The 18,175-nt window shown below is 68.8% G+C and carries 15 protein-coding genes and 1 pseudogene; 14 read left to right on the forward strand and 2 right to left on the reverse strand.

The window, feature by feature from the left end:
- Window positions 1–239: 239 nt before the first annotated feature.
- A pseudogene (locus tag ACFVWD_RS28335) lies at window positions 240–389 on the forward strand (AraC family transcriptional regulator); the annotation flags it as partial.
- On the opposite strand, the gene ACFVWD_RS28340 reads toward ACFVWD_RS28335, so the two are convergent.
- Entirely contained in the window at window positions 371–598 is a 228-nt protein-coding gene (locus tag ACFVWD_RS28340) for a hypothetical protein (RefSeq protein ID WP_389600131.1), read from the reverse strand. The pseudogene ACFVWD_RS28335 and the gene ACFVWD_RS28340 overlap by 19 nt on opposite strands.
- Before the next feature lie 20 nt (window positions 599–618).
- On the reverse strand, window positions 619–855 hold the full coding sequence (locus tag ACFVWD_RS28345) for a DNA-binding protein (RefSeq protein WP_389600076.1): 237 nt from the start codon (window positions 853–855) through the stop codon (window positions 619–621).
- 493 nt (window positions 856–1,348) lie between these two features.
- On the opposite strand from ACFVWD_RS28345, the gene ACFVWD_RS28350 reads away from it, so the two are divergent.
- The 13 genes from ACFVWD_RS28350 to ACFVWD_RS28410 all read left to right on the forward strand — a co-directional run bounded on the left by ACFVWD_RS28350 (window position 1,349) and on the right by ACFVWD_RS28410 (window position 18,109).
- Window positions 1,349–2,278 carry a ParB N-terminal domain-containing protein gene (locus ACFVWD_RS28350; protein WP_389600078.1) on the forward strand — a complete coding sequence of 310 codons (930 nt, stop codon included), beginning with the start codon at window positions 1,349–1,351 and terminating at the stop codon, window positions 2,276–2,278.
- Between the two features lie 385 nt (window positions 2,279–2,663).
- Complete coding sequence (locus ACFVWD_RS28355; protein ID WP_389600080.1) at window positions 2,664–3,935, forward strand: TrpB-like pyridoxal phosphate-dependent enzyme; 1,272 nt, start codon at window positions 2,664–2,666, stop codon at window positions 3,933–3,935.
- A 48-nt stretch (window positions 3,936–3,983) separates the two neighbouring features.
- Complete coding sequence (locus tag ACFVWD_RS28360; RefSeq protein ID WP_389600082.1) at window positions 3,984–5,021, forward strand: BtrH N-terminal domain-containing protein; 1,038 nt, start codon at window positions 3,984–3,986, stop codon at window positions 5,019–5,021.
- On the forward strand, window positions 5,018–7,090 hold the full coding sequence (locus tag ACFVWD_RS28365) for a molybdopterin-dependent oxidoreductase (RefSeq protein WP_382238553.1): 2,073 nt from the start codon (window positions 5,018–5,020) through the stop codon (window positions 7,088–7,090). The genes ACFVWD_RS28360 and ACFVWD_RS28365 overlap by 4 nt, the downstream gene beginning before the upstream one ends.
- On the forward strand, window positions 7,083–7,772 hold the full coding sequence (locus tag ACFVWD_RS28370) for a class I SAM-dependent methyltransferase (protein WP_389600084.1): 690 nt from the start codon (window positions 7,083–7,085) through the stop codon (window positions 7,770–7,772). The genes ACFVWD_RS28365 and ACFVWD_RS28370 overlap by 8 nt, the downstream gene beginning before the upstream one ends.
- The gene (locus tag ACFVWD_RS28375; RefSeq protein WP_389600085.1) at window positions 7,769–8,446 is read left to right on the forward strand and encodes a hypothetical protein; all 678 of its coding nucleotides are present in this window, start codon (window positions 7,769–7,771) and stop codon (window positions 8,444–8,446) included. The genes ACFVWD_RS28370 and ACFVWD_RS28375 overlap by 4 nt, the downstream gene beginning before the upstream one ends.
- Window positions 8,433–9,419: a BtrH N-terminal domain-containing protein gene (locus tag ACFVWD_RS28380; RefSeq protein ID WP_389600087.1), complete on the forward strand. Its 987-nt coding sequence runs from the start codon at window positions 8,433–8,435 to the stop codon at window positions 9,417–9,419. Before ACFVWD_RS28375 ends, ACFVWD_RS28380 begins: the two co-directional genes overlap by 14 nt.
- The gene (locus ACFVWD_RS28385; RefSeq protein ID WP_389600089.1) at window positions 9,416–10,786 is read left to right on the forward strand and encodes a phenylacetate--CoA ligase family protein; all 1,371 of its coding nucleotides are present in this window, start codon (window positions 9,416–9,418) and stop codon (window positions 10,784–10,786) included. The genes ACFVWD_RS28380 and ACFVWD_RS28385 overlap by 4 nt, the downstream gene beginning before the upstream one ends.
- Entirely contained in the window at window positions 10,783–11,031 is a 249-nt protein-coding gene (locus tag ACFVWD_RS28390) for a ferredoxin (RefSeq protein ID WP_389600091.1), read from the forward strand. Before ACFVWD_RS28385 ends, ACFVWD_RS28390 begins: the two co-directional genes overlap by 4 nt.
- 7 nt (window positions 11,032–11,038) lie before the next feature.
- Entirely contained in the window at window positions 11,039–12,505 is a 1,467-nt protein-coding gene (locus ACFVWD_RS28395; RefSeq protein ID WP_389600092.1) for a hypothetical protein, read from the forward strand.
- Window positions 12,506–12,516: 11 nt separating this feature from the next.
- Window positions 12,517–14,019, forward strand: coding sequence for a 4-hydroxyphenylacetate 3-hydroxylase family protein (locus ACFVWD_RS28400; protein ID WP_389600094.1), 1,503 nt, complete (start codon window positions 12,517–12,519; stop codon window positions 14,017–14,019).
- Entirely contained in the window at window positions 14,016–17,051 is a 3,036-nt protein-coding gene (locus ACFVWD_RS28405; protein ID WP_389600096.1) for a flavin reductase, read from the forward strand. The genes ACFVWD_RS28400 and ACFVWD_RS28405 overlap by 4 nt, the downstream gene beginning before the upstream one ends.
- Window positions 17,048–18,109, forward strand: coding sequence for an AMP-binding protein (locus ACFVWD_RS28410; RefSeq protein WP_389600098.1), 1,062 nt, complete (start codon window positions 17,048–17,050; stop codon window positions 18,107–18,109). The genes ACFVWD_RS28405 and ACFVWD_RS28410 overlap by 4 nt, the downstream gene beginning before the upstream one ends.
- Window positions 18,110–18,175: the final 66 nt, after the last annotated feature.

Here is an 18,175-nt window from a genome sequence, read left to right on the forward strand (position 1 = left end):
TTGCTGTATAGGTGGGCAAATCCGGGCATGACAGGTGACGGGTGATGGCGCTGGATGACGCTGTGCGGCATCCGGTTTGGCCATGGCCAAACGCTCCCGTTGAGGACGATGGGTACGACCGCACCCTCGCCTGGCTGCCCAGGGCCGGACTGATTCCGGTGCTGGGCCTGGACGACCTCACTCCGGCGCCAGAGCCGGTGCTCGCGGCCCGGTGCCGCGCACATGCCCGGGGCACCACCATCGCCGCGCTGTGCGGGCTCCTCGAACGCACCGACCTGCCCATACCGGAGGTCGCCCGCCGGTCCGGTTTCGGCAGCGAGGTCACCATGCGGCAGCACTTCACGTCGCGGCTCGCCACCAGCCCGCGCGCCTACCGGGCGTCGTTCGCCGCACCGGACAGGCCCTGCAGACAGCGGTGCAGGGAGGTCTTCGGAATCGGGTTTGTCGCTGATCTCCCCGTAACTTGCGCGCTGCCCTTCAGCAGGCGCGCGTACAGACCGGCGGCTGTCACCGCCATCGTCATGGCGCCCGTGTCGCGGCGGGCCGCAGTTGTGGCGGGCGCGCAGGCCATCTGCGGAACGACCTCTACCGCAAGCAAGTCCGCAGCGCCACCGGGTCTCAGGTCGTTCGCCTCATATGGGTGCGAGGCAGCGGACGCAGGGCGCCGAGTGGGTGTGCGCCAACGGTCTGGGCGCCGGCTGAGCGGATGGCGGCGCTCGGCTCCTTGTGGAAGAGGTCAACGATCCGCTGCAAGTCGCCTTCGGTGAGGACACGCCCTCCGAGCTTGGTGTGGGGCAGCTTCTTGACGTGGCGACGTAGCCAGGCCTCCTCCACTTCGAGTGCGGTAGTGGGCATATTTCATGTCCGCCTACGGGGAGCCGATCATTCCACTGTGGGGAGTCGATCATTCCACTGTGGGGAGTCGATCATTCCGTCCGCGAGGAGCTTTACACTCCCATTGTTTCCTATTCAACGATCAAGATGTCATCGACGTATCCAACAGGACCGCATGACAAAAGTCTTGCATCGACTCGATCCTCCTGACAATGTTCGATGGTCGGTTCTCAGCATTGCGTCACGGGGGAGACTCGATGTACCACGCCTTTCTGATTGCTCATGACAGCTTTTCCTTTCCTCGACCCGTGGTTCGCCGCGCTGCCTGACAGCATCCGCAGCTGGATGCGTCGTACGACAGCTGGTAGGTCCGCCGGGAGTTCGCCAAGGAGGAAGAGCGATGGACCACACCTCTGCATCCACACAGAAGTCGATACAACACCGCTTACCTCGTCCAGATTCGTACCTCGGTGGACGCTTTTCAGGGATCATCCAGGTACCGATTAGCCGAATCATGGTCGCAGGCTCACTCCGTACCGGCGGGGAGGATCCACGGCACATCGATGCGCTCGCCGAAGTGTGCTCCGAACTCCCGCCGATCGTGATCCATCAGAAGACAATGACCGTCATCGACGGTGTGCACCGGCTCAGGGCGGTGGAGAACAGCGGCGCCACACACATAAGTGCCGTGCTCTTCAACGGTGACGAGCGAGAAGCCTTCGTGCTCGCGGTCAAGCTGAACAGCAACCACGGACTGCCGCTCTCCCTGGCCGATCGCAAGACCGCGGCCCTCCACATGCTTGCCTACTTCCCGGAGTGGTCCAACCGGCGGCTGGCCGGGGTCGTCGGCCTGTCGGACAAGACCGTCGCAGCTCTCAGGCGGCGGTCGGGTGCGGAAATTCCGCACCCGACCGCCATGCGAGTCGGGCGGGACGGGGTGGCCTACCCGCTTGCGGCAGCCGAAGGCCGCAGCCGCGCGCTGGCGTACCTCGCCGCGCATCCGGACGCGTCCGCACCGGAGTTGGCGCGCGCCGCGGGCATCTCGCTCACCACGGCGAAGGACGCGCGCAAGGGGGCGCGCGCCGGTCAAGGGGAACCGCAGACGACGGAGCAGCCGAACGACGGGTCGGCCCGGGAGGACGGAGCCGGCCACCCTGCGATCGTGAAACGTCCCAGGGCGCACCCGGAGTGCGCGGACCTGTCACTGGCGGTCCGGCGGTTGCGGGCCGATCCCTCGCTTCGGTTCACCGAGGTGGGCCGGAAGCTGCTGCGGACACTGGACCCCTCGGCCGCGCAGCCGCACGACTGGGCGGCGATGGCGAGCAGCCTCCCGATGCACTGCGCGCCATTGATCGCCGAGCTGGCACGGCACCACGCCGAGAGCTGGCAGCTCCTGGCGGAATCGTTGACGGAACGGATCAATTGCCGGAACACTGACGTATAGATGTTCGGCCCGTTCGGAAGGCCCCGTTGCTGGCGCCTTCGATTCGGCGCCTTCGATTCGGCGCCTCCGGTTGATTCCGTGGATATCGTCTCCTCGCTTCTTCCAGACTTTTCCGCCAAACGCTGACGCAACAGATTCGGCAACACTCGTGGCCTTTTCGCCCGGGAGGATTCGCTGATTTCGATCCGGCGGCGGCCGGGGCGACTGATCGTGTCGACATTGCGACCCAAGGTTCAACGATTGCTCGGCACTCGATCGCTTTTGTACGATGGCTCGCACGATTTCGAAGCGGGGGAACGTGACTTCGTATAGCCCAAGCCATGCTGGGCACGAGCAATCGCCCGTGCCCCAACCCACTACTCGTAGCGGTCCGTCATTACCGGCGATGCCGACACACTGGTACAACTTCCTGGGAGACCTGCCCGCTCCCATGCCCGAGGTCAGGGACTCCGGCAGCCCCACCGCCGCGGAGATATCCGCGAAAGTCCGGCCGCGAGTCCTCGTAGAGCACAACAGTCCGCGCGAGCAATGGATCGCGATACCCGAACCGGTCGTCGAGCGACTGCGGCAATGCGGCCGGCCGACACCGCTGCACCGGGCGCACCGGCTGGAGCAGCACCTCGGGACGGGCGCGAGGATCTACTTCAAGCGCGAAGACGTCCTTCCCACCGGCAGCTTCAAGCTGAACACCGCGATGGCGCAGGCGTATTACGCGGCCGAGGAGGGGCGGACCACGCTCGTCACCGAGACCGGCGCCGGGCAATGGGGCATGAGTGTCGCGCTGGCGGCGAAGATGTTCGGCCTCAAGGCCGAGATCTTCATGGTGCGGTGCTCGCTGGAGCAAAAACCCTACCGGCGTCACTACATGGAGCTTCTGGGGGCCAAGGTGCGGCCCTCGCCGTCGGCCCACACGGCGATCGGACGGAAGATCCTCGGGGAGGTGCCGGACCACCCCGGCAGCCTCGGCACCGCGATCAGCGACGCCATCGAACATGCTTTGGGCGATCCCGGTGCCGCGTATCTCGCCGGCAGCGGAATGCCGCACGTCTACCTCCATCAAACGCTGCTCGGGCTCGAGGTCGCCCAGCAGCTGAAGGACATCCACGGCGAGGACCTCGGCGTCGACGGGCGCGGCGACCACCTCATCGCGTGCTCGGGCGGCGGCAGCAATCTCTGCGGTCTGATCGGCCCGCACCTGCGGGCCAGGGCCGACGGGGCGGACCTGCGCTTCCTCGCCGCGGAATCCACCGCGGCGCCCCGGCTGACCCAGGGCGTCTACGAGTACGGCCGCACCGACCTGGGCGGATTCACGCCCGAGGTGCTGGGCTACACGATGGGGGAGAGCTTCATCCCCGCGCCCAACCACGTCGGCGGCCTGCGCAACCACCACAGCTCCGCCCTGGTCAGCCTGCTGCGACGTGAGGGCGTCCTGGACGCCGTCGCCTTCGAGCAGCGGACGGCGCTCGACGCCGGCCGGCTGCTGCTGCAGACCGAGGGCCTGCTGCTCGCCCCCGAAGCAAGTCACGCGGTCGCCGCGGCCCTTGAGGTCGTGGCCAAGGCCGACGCGGAAAACCTCGAACCGGTGATCGTGGTCCTGGCCAGTGGCTCCGGCTTCCTCGATCTGCAGGGCTACCACGAGGTTCTGCTCGACGCGTAGCCGCACCACCCCTCACGGCATCTTCGCACCCTGCGATTGGGAAGCCCTATGCGCTTGGCGACATTTCAGCCCCAGCTCGGCGTGCATTGCGAGACGACCACCCTTCGCAACATGATCAGCCATGCCGGTGCCGACATCTCCGAACCCATGTTGTTCGGCCTCGGCCAGGGGATCGACTTCCAATACTGGGATGCTCCGGATCCCGGGCGCAGTACGCCCATGCTCACGGGACGGATCGGTCCTGCGCTGCTGTCGCGCAACGCCTGCGCGGCCCTGGGTGTGGAATTGCGTGAATCGCGGGCGCCCGACGCGGAAGCGGCGCGCGCCGCGGCGGCGAAGCTGCTCGAAGCGGGACATGTCGTGGGAATGTCCGTCGACATCTTCTACCTCGACTACTTCTCCTCCCGCAGCCATTTCGCGTCGCACTACATCGCGCTGTACGGGCTCGACGACTCCCTCGCTCACGTCGTCGACACCGATCAGCAGGGCGGGGTGCAGACGCTCCCGGAGGAGTCGCTGCGCCGCGCCCGCGCCTCCGACGAGGGGTTCATGCCGTCGCCGAATCTGCAGATGTACGTGGAGCAGCTGCCGGCGCGGCTGACCTCCGACACCGATGCGGTGCTGCGCGAGCAGATCTGGCCGGCCATCCTGCTGACCGCCCAGCGTATGGCCGGGGAGAGCGGACCGCGGTTCGGCATCGGCGCCCTGCGGCGGGCCGCCTCCGAGATCGCCGAATGGAGCGACACCCTTGCCTGCGCGGACGAGACGGTGCAGGGTGTCGGCCGCTTCTGGCGCTTCGCGGGAACCGGGGGAGCGAACTTCCGCAAGCTCTACCGCGAGTTCCTGCTCGAAGCACGCCGACGCTACGGCGACAGTGAACTCGACCCGTTCGTCGAGGACTTCGGCGACGTGCAGCAGCAGTGGGACCAGGCGATCGAGAAGCTGATGGCCTACCGCGGCGCGAACGACGGGCGACGGCAGCTGGAAGCCGTCGCGGCCCGGCTGCACGCGATCGCCGACGCCGAGCAGTCCCTCTTCGAAAGGCTGCTCGTGCCGGCCGCCAAGCGGGCGGGTGAGCAGACGTGACGACCACCCAGGTGAAGTCCGTCTGCCGGATGTGCCACGGCGGATGCGGCGCCATCGTCGACCTAGTCGACGGCGTCCCCACCGACATCCACGGGGACCCGGACAACCCGACGAGCGAGGGCTACTTCTGTATCAAGGGCAAGGCCTCACTCGACCTGCTGCGCAGCCCGGAGAGGTTGACGACGCCCCTCGTACGGACCGGTCCGCGCGGCTCGGGGACGTTCGAGCCGGTCAGCTGGGAGGCCGCCCTCGACCGGATCGGCGGCGAGCTCGCCGCGACCATCGACCGGCACGGGCCCGAGTCCGTCGTCCTTGCCCAGGGCACCGACCGCAACTACCAGGAGTGGGTGTTCCGGCTCGCGAACGCCATCGGCACGCCGAACGTGGTCGGCCCGGCGCACGTGTGCTTCTACCCCCGCGTCATGGCCTCGATCATGACGTACGGCGGATTCACCTTCTGCGACTACGACGGCGATCCCGAGGTGGTCCTGCTCTGGGGCAGCAACAAGCCCAACACCCACTCCGACGGTGTGATCGGCGTCAAACTGCTGCGCGCCGTGGAACGGGGCAGCCGCGTCATCACCGTCGACCCGCGACGCACACAGACCGCGGCCCGCTCCAGCCTGCACCTCGCCGTCCAGCCCGGAACCGACTGCGCACTGGCCCTCGGCATGATCAAGATTGTCATCGACGAGGGCTTGTACGACCGCGACTTCGTCACCGCGCACACCTCCGGCTTCGACGAACTCGCCGCGCACGTCAAGGCGTACGACCTCGACCGGGTCGCGCGGATCACCGGCCTCGCACCCGAGCTCATCCACGAGGCGACCCGCTCCTACGCCCTCGCATCCCGCGCCTGCATCGAGGCCGGAACCGGCCTGTCGCAGAACGAGAACTCCTTCGACACCCACCGCGCGATCGCCCTCCTCGCCGCGATCTGCGGCAACATCGACGCCCCCGGCGGCGACGTGATCTGGGACCCGATGCCGATCGAGGGCCGGCGCGCCTTCCCCCGCTCGGACCTGCTCTCCGAGGAGCAGGCGAAGAAGCGGATCGGCGGCGACAAGCACAAGATCCTGTCGATGTCCGGCTGGGTCGCGCCGGGAGACCTGCACGAGGCCGTCGTGACCGGGTCGCCGTACCCGATCACCTCGATGGTGATCTTCGGCAGCAACATCCTGGCCTCGCACGAGAACACCGCGCTGGTCCGCGAGGCAATCGCCAAGCTGGACCTGGTCGTCGTGTGCGACCTGTTCATGACGCCGACCGCCCGGCACGCCGACGTGATCCTGCCGACCTCGAGCTGGCTCGAACGGGACCAGATCGTCGAGTTCAACTCCTACATCGCGGCCCGGCAGAAGATCGCCACCGTCGACGGCTGCCGCTCGGACGAGGAGATCATCCTCGAACTCGCCGAACGGCTCGGCCTGAGCCGGCACTTCTTCCCCTCCCTGGAGGCCGCGCTCGACGCCAAGCTGGCCGGCCTCGACCTCACCTGGGAACAGTTCACGAAGATCGGCTACATCCGGAACGAGAAGCGCTATCACAAGTACCGCGAACGCGGATTCGCCACCCGGTCCGGACGGGTGAATCTGATGAACAACGGGCTGCGCGCCATGGGTTACGAGCCGTTCCCGTCCTTCCGCACGCCGCCGGAGACGGACCCGGACCTGCCGTACGTCATGACCAGCGCCCATCCACGCCAGTTCTACAACACCGAGTTCCACCAGCTGCCGACCACCTCGCGCAGTCAGGCTGCGGCACAGGTGACCATCCATCCCCGAACCGCACAGCGGGAGGGGCTGACGGACGGCGAAGAGGTGGACCTCTTTTCGCGGGCCGGTGCGCGCGGGGTGCGCATGACGGTCAGGATTTCCGATTCCGTCGCACCGAACGTCGTGATGGCGGATGCCGGCTGGTGGTATCCGGGGGAATCCTCGATCGACGACTCGCTCAGATCCTCGGTCAATCTCCTGACGAACAACGACCGTTCCGACGTGCATATGGGGAGCGCGACGATGAGAGGCGTAGCAGTGGGAATCCGGCGGGCGGAGTCCGGCCGTGGCTAGCGCGCGAGGCACCGTCGCCGCCCGCGTGCCCGAAACCGACGAGGGCCTGCAGGGCGACGAACTGGCCCTGAAGTACGACGAGATGCAGCGCCACATCCGGGACAACGGCTGGCTCCAGGAGAAGGTCGACGACATCCTGAAGGCAGGGATCGACTCCGGGGAGGTCCTGGAACTCGGATGCGGGCCCGGGTACTTGGGCCTGGATTGGCTCAAGCAGGCCCAGCATTCCGCCCGGCTCGTCGGCCTCGACATCTCGCCGGCGATGCTCCGGCGGGCGAGCGCCAATGCGCAGGGATACGGCGTTACCGAGCGCTGCGCCTACGAATGCGGCACCGTGCTGGCGCTGCCGTTCGAGGACGACCGCTTCGATCACGCCATCAGCGCCTCCTCCCTGCACGAATGGGCGGACCCGGTGACCGCCCTGTCGGAAATGCACCGCGTGCTCAAGCCAGGCGGACGGTATGTCATCTCCGATCTGCGCCGGGACGTCGACCGGACGACGTTCCAGTTCATGAAGGCGAACATCGCGGCCGACATGCGGCCCGGTTTCCGGACCTCGATCCGCTCCTCGTACGTCAAGAGCGAAGTCGAGGAAATCCTCGAAGGCACCGCACTGGCGACGGCCGTCGTGACCGAGGTGCAGATGGGAATCGTCGTCACCGGCAGGAAGGAAGCACCATGAACTCACTCGCGGGAATGATGCCGGCCATCACGGCCACTCGTGACGGGCGCTTCCCCGACCGTCCCGGCTTCGACCGCTCGTGGGAGGAGATCCTTCAGACGTCGGACACATGGCGGGACCTCGACTGCGGGCAGTACCTGTCCGCCTGGTGCGGCCACGCCCCGGACGACGTCGTCGAGAAATTCGCCGGGGTCAACCACGTCGGCATCTACATGGGCGACTACGGCAACGACGACGAGGTGTTCGCCTGGAACGCCTACCTCAGCGACCTCCAGGCCGCCGGACAGATCACCACCGTCGAGATGGGGCCGTCGTACATCTCACCCCGGCAGTACGGCACACCGGGATGGTGGAACTCGATCGTCCTCGCCGACGGACGCGCCATCGAGATGTTCGCGTGCCGCCGCTACGGCCCCTGGGCGGAGCGTTCCGCCGACGAACGCGGACGGCTCATGTCGCACGTCGCCATCGATGTGCACACCGACGCCGACGTCCGCTACGTCCTGGAGTCCCTCGACCGGGACGTCGACCATCTGGAGAACATCGCGTTCACCGAGGCCGACGAACTCGGCCACACCTACGGGCATTTGCGCAACAACGACAGCAGCACCGTCCTCGAGATCGTGTACGAGGCGGCGCGCGGCGGGGCGGGGCACGGCGATGGCGGTCATTGACATCTCGCCGTACTCCGGTGAGCACTGCGAATCCACCGCGCTGCTCAACATGCTCCGCAACCACGACATCGAGATCAGTGAGCCGCTGATCTTCGGGCTGGGGCAGGGCCTGTCGTTCCTGTACTGGCACTCGAAGCAGATGCCCAACCCGTTCCTGGCCGGCCGGGTCAAGCCGGACCACCTCATGCGCAACGTGGTCGACGCCCTCACCCTTCAGTTGCACGCGCAGGAGACGTCGTCCCCGGCGAAGGCCGAGGCCACCCTGCTCAAAGCCCTCGACGAGGGCGACGTGGTGGGACTCAAGCTCGACCGCTACCACCTCGACTACGCGCACGAGAACCACCACTTCGCCGCGCACTACGTCGCCTGCATCGGCTACGAGGACGACCGGTTCGTCCTCGTCGAGACCCGCTCCCTCGGCGTTCAGTCGACCTCGCGGGACAGCCTGACGCGGGCCCGGTCCGCCAGGGGGCCGATGTGCTCGCGCAGCCTGTCGGTCCGGGTGGACCCGCGCGGATACGACGAGTCCATCCTCGCCAAGGCATGCCAGTCCTCGGTCCTGGCCACCGCCCAGGAGTTCCTGAACCCGCCGATCACCAACATGGGCTTCAAGGGCATCGCGAAGACCGCCTCGCTCATGCCGACCTGGCACGACCGGCTGGAGCGTCCCAACGAGGCGATGAGCATCGTCGGCACCAGCATGGAGGAAGGCGGCACCGGCGGCGGTCTCTTCCGCACGCTGTGGGCGCAATTCCTCGAAGAGGCCCACGAACTGACCGGCATCGACGCCTACGACGAGCTTGCCGTCGAATACCGCCGCATCTCCAAACGCTGGACCGAGGTGGCGAACCTGCTGCGCGACGCCGACGACACCGGCGCCCGGCAGGCACTCGACGAGGCCGCGTCCATCGTCAACTCTCTTGCGCAAGCCGAGCGTTCGGCGATGAGTCGGCTGCAGGAGGCGTCCCGATGACCACGATCGCCCGGCCGACCGGCCACGACCCGCGCAGCACCCTGCACCACACCCTCGTCTCCCGCGTCGACATCGCGCACAAGGTCGCCGCGGTGATGTCCCTTGACCGGCAGGCGCTCGACGCCTGGGCGGCGCAGGCGCTCGCCGCGACCGTGGAGCACGCGTGCCGCAACTCACCGTTCTACGCCGACTTCGTACCGGCCGATGCCGCCCGAGCGGTCGCGCAGGGCCGTCCGCACGCCTTCGAGGCCCTCCCCTTCACCACCCGCGAACACCTCTCCGCCGCCTACCCACTGGGCATGCTCGCCGTGCCGCGCCGTGAGGTCATCCGGTTCGACGAGAGTTCCGGCACCGGCAACGGACGGCCCATCGCGGCGTTCTTCACGATGGCGGACTGGCTGGAGAACAACCTCACCGTCGCCCGCCTGCTCGCCGCCGTGCTGGACGAACGGGACGTCGCGGCCATCGCCGTCCCCTACGAGCTCGCCGGCGTGGGCCAGGACCTCGACCGCGCCATCGAGATCCTCGGCTGCACCATCGTGCCGCTCGGCGCGGCCTCACCGTCCTGCACCCCGGATCGGATGGTCGACGCCCTGCAGCGCTCGGGCGCGACCACCCTGGTGTGCTCCGGAACGCGCGCCCTGTACCTCGGTGAGATCGCCCGCCGCCGCGGCATCGACCCGCGTCGCGACCTCGCCGTCTCGAAGATCCTCATGGCGGGGGAGGGCGCGTCGCCCGCCAAGAAGCGGCGCCTGGCCGACCAGTGGGACGCCGTCGCGTACTCGATGTTCGGCATGACCGAGACCAACACCCTGGCCATGTTCTGCCCGCAGCGCCAGCTGCACCTGGTTGAGACCCGCTCCTTCTTCGAGGTGGTGGATCCGGCGTCCGGCGAGCGGCTGCCGGACGGCTCCGTCGGCGAGCTGGCCGTGACGACGCTGGCGAGCCGCGCCATGCCGCTGCTGCGCTACCGCACCGGTGACGTCTGCCGGATCGAGGCGGCGCCGTGCGGCTGCGGCTCCCCGCTGCGCCGGCTGCAGCACCGCGGCCGGATCGGTGACCGGATCCCGGTCGGGGACCGCTGGACCTCCCAGCTGGAGATCGAGGACATCGTCCTGGGCGCCATGACCACCGCGCCGTACTACTTCGCCTTCGACACCGACGGCGACGCCCTGGAGATCGCCCTGCCGCCGTCGAGCGACGACGAGGCGACCCGGACCTCGATCGCGGCCGATGTCCGGGACCGTCTCGGCGCGGCCACACGGTTCGGCCGGCTGGACACCGACCGCTTCGAGACGGCGCTGCGCACCTCGGCCAAACCGGTGATGCGCAACTTCAGCGCCTACGGGGGAGGGGGCGCGCGGTGAGGGTCGAACTGCCGCTTCCCAGCCGCCTTCCGCTCGAAGGGCGCTTCGAGATCGACGACACGTGCATCGACTGCAAGCTCTGCAACGACCTGGCGCCCGAGAACTTCGACGCAGACCTCGACAACGACGTCCACTACGTGTGCAAACAGCCCGAGACGCCCGACGAGCTGGAGCGGGTCCTCGACGCATTCGAATCCTGCCCCACCGAATCGATCTGGTACGCAGCGGGGCCTAGTGAGGAGTGATGGCGCAATGTCAAGCCCGGACGACCCGGTAACGGCCGACACGTGCGCCGGCCGGCGGCAGGTGACCGAACTGGGGCCGGTGGCCGAGAGCTACGACCAGCTGCACCGCATCGACCTGCTCGGCGAGGCGCGGGCCGCGCGAGCGGTGCCGGAGGGCACGTACGACTCGACGGTGTGCGCGGTCTTCCAGGCGTCGGAGGTGGGCCTGCTCAACCTGGCCCGGCTGGCGAGCAGGACCCAGGCGCGCATACTCGCCGGCGACATCCCGGCCGCCTCCCGCTACGTCCAATGGGCGGTCGGCTTCCACCGGTTGCTGCGCAGGCTCGGCACGGTCATGTTCGCCGCCCGCAGCGTCTTCGGCACCAACGTCTCCGCCACCACGGCCCTGAGCATCTCCGAGTCCGCCGGCTACGCCGCCTACGTGGACGCGCTGCGTGGGCTGGAGGACGCGGCCAAGGGATCGCTGCTGGCCGGCGCGCCCGAGCTCACCCGCATCACCATCGCCACCAGGAGCATCGACGACTCGCTCTACCGCCTGCTGCACGGCATCCGGCTCGGGTGCCACGACGCGACCAAGTGGGAGAGCGACCTGACCGCCGTACCCGTCGGGGTGTGCCGCAGCACCGACGAGCTGATCTCCGCCGAGACCCTGGCGCGGGCGGTCGCCGCCACCGAGCTCAACACGGACACCCTGCACGGCGAGTTCGTCGCCCTGCACCAGATCCCGGAGATTCTCTGCGCCGAGGCCAACGACCACCTCGAGGTCGCCATCCGGGCGATCCGGGCCTTGGAGCTGAGCCGGGCCGCGCAGCACCTGACGGCCTGCCGGTGGCTGCTCGATCCGGTGGTCGAGGCGCAAAGGGTGATGGCCGAGCACCTGGCGACCGGCGAGTACCACGGGTTCCGGACCAATCTGGGACCCGCGAGCGGCACGCACTCGCTGTCGATCAAACAGCACATGTTCCGGGACCTGTTCAAGCACATGTGGAACGGCCTGGAGGCCTGGCTGTCCTCGCTCGGCGGGTCCTCTCTGGAGGAGACCGTCCAGGACATCGACGCACGCCGCCACGACGACCCGGAGGCGTGGCTGCGCTACACCGTCGTCGACCAGGCGTTCCAGCTGCACTCCGCCCACCAGCAGTGGCGGCACGAGCATCTGCACATGCCCCGCAACTGCCTGGGCAGCGGCGGCACCAAATCCATGATCGGTATCCCGGACGGGCCCCAGGCGGTCTACAAGATGCGGGACGCGGCCAACGCCCAGCACTCCCTGGCCGCCATCCACAGGGCGCGCCGCACGAGCCTGGCGAACGCCGTGCCGGACTCCCCCCTGGCCAAGCTCATCACCGATCCCAGCTCGCTGGACTCCGAGTTGATGCGAGTCGTGGGTGAGGCGACCCGCGAGTACTTCCCCCAGGTGCAGGAGCAGAGCTATCAGCCGTTCCGGTCCGGTGCGGCCGAGCGGAACCCGTAGGAGCGCGGACGGTGACCATCCGAGAACCTGACGCCTCCCACAGCGTCACGCCCACTGACGACACAGCCCTGCTGCCCGGCTCCTCCGGCGGAGCCTGGCGAGGCCCGGAGTACGTGGCCAGCCTCAAGGACGAACGGGAAGTCTGGTGCGACGGACGCCGCATCGACGTGACCGGGGACCCGGCCTTCCGGCCCATGCTGTCCACGCTGGCCGGCCTCTACGACGCCCAGCATGAGCCTGGCCGGGCGGAGACGATGCTCTACCGGTCGGACACCTCCGGCAACCTGGTCAGCCTGTCGTACCTGGCACCGACCGACCGCGACGAGCTGAGCCGCAAGTGGGCCAACTCCCACCGGTGGGTGGAGGCCTCCTACGGCCAGCTCTCCCGGGTGCCCGACTTCATGTCGAACGTCGTGGTCGGCCTGTACGACTTCCGGCACGAACTCGCCAAGGTGGACCCGGAGTTCGGGCGCAACGCGGAGAACTACTACCGCTATTGCCGCGAGAACGACCTCACGCTGACCCACGGCCTGGGCGACCCGCAGATCGACCGTTCCGCGACCCCCGCCGACCGGCCGGAACTGGGGCTGAGGGTGGTGCGGCGCGACGCCGACGGCATCGTCGTGCGCGGTGCCAAGCAGATCGCCACCCTGGCGCCGTACGCCCACGAGGTGCTCATCTACCTCTCGCCCGCCAACTACCTGCGCGAGGACCCCAGTTACGTCTGCTGGTTCGCCGCCCCGCTGGCCACGCCGGGCCTGCGCGTGCTGTGCCGCAGGTCCTACACCGACGGCTCCGACGGCCTGTCCGCGCACTACGACGAGCAGGACGCCATGCTGGTGTTCGACGACGTGTTCATCCCGATGAACCGCGTCTTCCTGCTGGAGGACTCCCACACGGCCGTCCGCGGCTTCGGCGAGCTGAACAAGTGGTCGCTCTACACCGGCCAACTCCGCTACTACCACCGGCTGCGCACCATGCTCGGCGTCGCCTCGCTGCTGGCCCAGGCGATCGGCGTCGAGAAGTTCCGTCAGGTCACGGACCTGCTCGGCGAACTCACCTCCTACGTCGAGATCGTGCGGCTCGGACTGGCCGCCGTCGACGCCGAGTGCCGGCCCACCCCCTCGGGTCTGCTCGCCCCCGGCTCGACGGCCGCGCTCGACGCCGTCGCCGGCGGCTTCTCCACCCGCGCCTCCGCGATCATCCGGCAGATCGGCGCCTCGGGCCTGATCATGCAGCCATCGGAAGCCGACCTGAGGACGCCCGAACTGCGCACGGTGCTGGACACCTACCTGTGCGGCCGTGAGATGGGGGTGGAGGAGAAGGCCCGGCTCTTCCGGCTCGCCGCCGATCTCGTCGTCGACCGCTTCGGGATGCGCCAGGAGCTCTACGAAACGTGGAACCGCGGTGACCCCGCCCGGGTCCGCTCGATGCTCTACGCCCGCTATCCCGACCTGGAGCACTGCGAGACCCAGGCCCGAAAACTGGTGGAAGGGCGGAGCGACCACACATGAGCGTCGACCGTATTCGACTCGAAGGCGTCACGACCCACAACCTGCGCTCGGTCGACGTCTCCTTCCCCAAGGGACAACTGGTCGTCGCCGCGGGCGTCTCGGGATCGGGCAAGTCGTCTTTGGTCATCGACACCCTCTTCGAACACTCGAAGACGCTGTACCTGGGTGCGCTGTCCAGTAAGTCCCTCGACATGGGCGACGGCGACTACCAGTTCGACCGGATCGCGGGGGCGCAGCCGCCGGTGGCCCTGCGCCAGCGCGACGGCGGCTCCTCCAACCCCCGCTCGACGGTGGGCACCCTCACCGGCCTGGACGGGCTGTACCGGCTGCTGTTCGGGGCCGGCTCGCGGCCGGTCTGCCCGGCCTGTCTCGGCCCGACCGGCGCGGACCTGTTCTGCGACGACTGCGGCTGCTTCGCCGAACCGCACACCGCGAAGCACTTCAGCCCCAACCGCAAGGAAGGCAAGTGCCTTGCGTGCGACGGCATCGGCGAACTCGTAGGCTTCTCCCTGGACAAGATCATCCCGGACCGCTCCAAGACGCTCACCGAGATCTGGGACGGCGCCGACCCCGGAACGTTCGCAGTGCCCAACATGCGCAAGGCCTTCGAGGCGATGGCCGCGGACACCGGCCTGGACCTCGACCTGCCCTTCGAGAAGCTGAACCCGGAGCAGACCGAGCGGGTGCTGCACGGCTCGGACACCGTCTACACCCTCAAGATCCGCAAGGTCACCAACGACTTCCGCTTCGAGGGCATCCTGGGCTTCCTGGAACGCGCCTACAAGAACGCCTCGACGGCCGCCCGCAAGAACGCCTTCGCCAGCTACCTCGGACGGGAGATCTGCTCCGCGTGCGACGGAGGGCGGCTGCGTCCCGAATCGCTCAGGGCGACGGTGGCCGGGCACACCTTCCACGACTTCCAGAGCGACGAACTCGCGCACTCGATCACCCGGTTGCGCGACGCGCTCACCTCCGGCGACCTGCCGCCGCAGGTGCGCGAACTCGCCTCCGCCATCGTCAAGCAGAGCGCGAACATCGACGACGTCGGCCTGGGTCACCTTCAGCTGCGACGGCCGGTCACCACCCTCTCCGGCGGCGAACTGCAGCGGCTGCTGCTGGCGCAGCACCTGGCCAGCGACCTGACCGGGGTCATGTACGTCCTGGACGAACCGACCGCCGGCCTGCACGAGGCCGACACCGGGAAGATCCTCACCTCCCTGCGGCGGCTGCGCGATCTCGGCAACACCGTCATCGTCATCGAGCACGACGAATCGGTGATCCGGGCCGCCGACTGGATCGTCGAACTGGGGCCCGGGGCCGGTTCCCGCGGCGGCGAGATCGTCTTCGAGGGCCGGTTCAACGACCTGCTGAACTGCGCCGGCTCCCCGACCGCGACCGCGATGCTGTCGACCGGGCCGGCACGGGCGAGGACCGACCTCCCCGGCGCACAGTGGCTCCGGGTATGCGGCATCACCCGCAACAACGTCGTGGACGTCACCGCAAACCTCCCGCTCGGCGGGCTGACGTGCATCTCCGGCGTGTCCGGCGCGGGCAAGAGCTCCCTGGTGGCCGGCATCCACGACGCTGTCTCCCGGGCCATCGCCCAGCGGTCGACAGGCGCGGCGGCCGACAGCGACTGCGTCGACGGAGCCGACGGCCTGGACGACGTCATCCACGTCGAGCAGCGCCCGATCGGCCGCTCCAGCCGGAGCACCCTCGCCACCTACATCGGCATCAGCGACCACGTTCGCGACGCCTTCGCCGCCGGCGCCGATGCGGCCGAACGCGGCCTGGGACGCGCAGAGTTCAGCCCGAACGTGGCCGGCGGGAGGTGCGAGTCCTGCAAGGGACTCGGACTGGCCGAGATCGAGATGACCCTGTTCAAGAGCGAGTTCATCGTCTGCCCCGAGTGCGACGGCCGCCGCTTCCAGGAACACGTCCTGGAGGTGCGGCTGGATGGCAAGAACATCTACGACGTGCTGTCCATGACCGCTGAGGACGCACTGGACTGGTTCGACGCCACGAGCTATCCCAAGGTCGCCCAGGCGCTCGGCGTGCTCAACGAGTTCGGCCTGGGCTACCTGCAGCTCGGCTGCTCGACCACCACCCTCTCCGGCGGCGAGGCGCAGCGCCTCAACCTGGCCGGCGAACTGCTCAAACAGCGCCGCAGCCGGACCCTGTTCATCTTCGACGAGCCGACGCGCGGCCTGCACGCCGCCGACATCCGTCACCTGCTGGCCCTGTTCGAGCGGCTGATCTCCACCGGCAACACCATCGTGGTCATCGAGCACAACGTGAAGGTGATCGCTCTCGCCGACTGGGTGATCGACCTCGGACCCGGCGCGGGCCGCGACGGCGGCCGGCTGATACACAGCGGAACCCCCGAGGACCTCGCCGCCAACCCGGCGAGCGTGACCGGCCAGTTCGTACGCCGGCTGCACGACGGACCCGGCGCGATCACACCCGCGCCCGCACCCGCCGAGGGCGCGCAGCCGAGTGCGCCACCGGACCTCGGCGTCATCGGCGACCTTCTGCCGCGCGCCGTCACGGTGGTCGCCGGCACGGCCAGGCAGTCCGGGCAGAACGGGCCGACCCCGTACGGACTGGTGATCGGCTCGCTCACCGTCGTTTCCGACGAACTCGCCCTGATCGGCTTCCTGGTGCGCTCGCGCAGCACCAGCTGGATCGCCATCGCGGACACCGGCCGGTTCTGCGTCAACATCCTCGGCGAGGACCAGAAGGACCTGTCCGAAGCGTTCTCGCAGGGCAGGCCGGACGGCCGCTTCGACACCCTGTCGTGGACGCCGTCCGCCAACGGCTGCCCCCGCCTGTCCGGCGCCGTCGGCACGATCGACTGCACCGTGAATTCGAGCTACCAGATCGGCGACCACCAGTTCGTCCTGGCCACGGTCGTCAACGCTGACATCGACGCGGGCACCGAGCGCCGGCCACTGCTGCGCACCGCACGGGACGACAGCACTCTCGACGAGCACGGGTGGCGCCGCTTCGCCCGGGAAACGGAGGCCAGGTGACGACGACCACGCCCATCGCCACCCACTACGAGCAGTTCCTGCACCTGCTCACCCGCGACACCCGCGACACCGGCGACACCGGAGACACGGGCGACGCGGCGGCCGGCCGCGATGCGCTCCGCGCACGCTACGGCGAACGAATCGACGCCACGGGCGCCACACAAGCCATCGTGATGAGCCGCGACGAGTGGATCCTCAACCAGATCGACCTCGCCCTGGCGCTGGGCCGGCTGCTGAGCGAGGACGACGTCGTGGTCTCGGCCGTACCGTACGAACTGTCCTTCGTCGGCGCCGAGATGGACCGCGTGATCGAGATGGTCGGCGCGTCGGTGATCAGCGTCGGGACCAGCAGGACCATCTGCCCGATGCCGCGGCTGCTCGGACTGATCGAGCAGTACCAGGTGACGGCCCTGGTGTGCGCGCCGAGCTTCGCCGCGGAGCTGGCGAGCCTCGCCCTCGCGCGGGGGCAGCGGCCGCAAGACACGACGATCCGGACGGTCATCTGCGTGGGGGAGGCCTGCTCCACCGAGCGCCTCGATCGCATCGGCGCCGCCTGGGCGGCGACGACCTCCACCCTCTACGGGACGCCGTCGACGCCGACGGCGGCCGTCCCCTGCGAGCACGGCGCACTGCACCTGTGCGTACAGCGGCTGCGGGCCGAGGTCCGCGGCCACCCGCGCGGCGAGCTGTTCCTGGACGGCTCACCGACCGGCGAACTCGTCGAACTGCTGCCGGCGGAGCGCGGATGTGACTGCGGCGCCGCGAGCCGGGTCCTGGTCCCGCTCGGCAGCGTGGCCGCGGCGCTGCCCGGACCGGACGCTCCCGTCTCGGCGGTGGACGTGGAGCGGATCGTCTTCCGCCACGCCGGGCTCACGCCGCACTTCGCTTGCGCCGTCCAGGACGGAGCCTTCCACGTGACCTGCGCCGTGGAGGAGGCGGAATCGCCGGCCGGCGGCGCTCTGCAGCGGGTGATCCGCGGCGAGATCGGCGACGCGCTCGGCGTCGCGGCCGAGGTCACCGTCGTCGACGCGAAGGACTGGAGCACCGCCACGTCATGACCTGCACCCGGCCGCGGCGAATTGTCGCGGCGGCCGATCCACCGGTGGCATCCCGAGGAGACAAGA

The organism is Streptomyces sp. NPDC058086 (genome assembly GCF_042885015.1).
Lineage (GTDB): Bacteria > Actinomycetota > Actinomycetes > Streptomycetales > Streptomycetaceae > Streptomyces.

Coding starts and splice junctions, on each gene's coding strand:
- ACFVWD_RS28360 (WP_389600082.1), top strand. CDS start 3,984: ATGCGCTTGGCGACATTTCAGCCCCAGCTCGGCGTGCATTGCGAGACG.
- ACFVWD_RS28375 (WP_389600085.1), top strand. CDS start 7,769: ATGAACTCACTCGCGGGAATGATGCCGGCCATCACGGCCACTCGTGAC.
- ACFVWD_RS28385 (WP_389600089.1), top strand. CDS start 9,416: ATGACCACGATCGCCCGGCCGACCGGCCACGACCCGCGCAGCACCCTG.
- ACFVWD_RS28405 (WP_389600096.1), top strand. CDS start 14,016: ATGAGCGTCGACCGTATTCGACTCGAAGGCGTCACGACCCACAACCTG.
- ACFVWD_RS28395 (WP_389600092.1), top strand. CDS start 11,039: ATGTCAAGCCCGGACGACCCGGTAACGGCCGACACGTGCGCCGGCCGG.
- ACFVWD_RS28380 (WP_389600087.1), top strand. CDS start 8,433: ATGGCGGTCATTGACATCTCGCCGTACTCCGGTGAGCACTGCGAATCC.
- ACFVWD_RS28355 (WP_389600080.1), top strand. CDS start 2,664: ATGCCGACACACTGGTACAACTTCCTGGGAGACCTGCCCGCTCCCATG.
- ACFVWD_RS28345 (WP_389600076.1), bottom strand. CDS start 855: ATGCCCACTACCGCACTCGAAGTGGAGGAGGCCTGGCTACGTCGCCAC.
- ACFVWD_RS28350 (WP_389600078.1), top strand. CDS start 1,349: ATGGTCGCAGGCTCACTCCGTACCGGCGGGGAGGATCCACGGCACATC.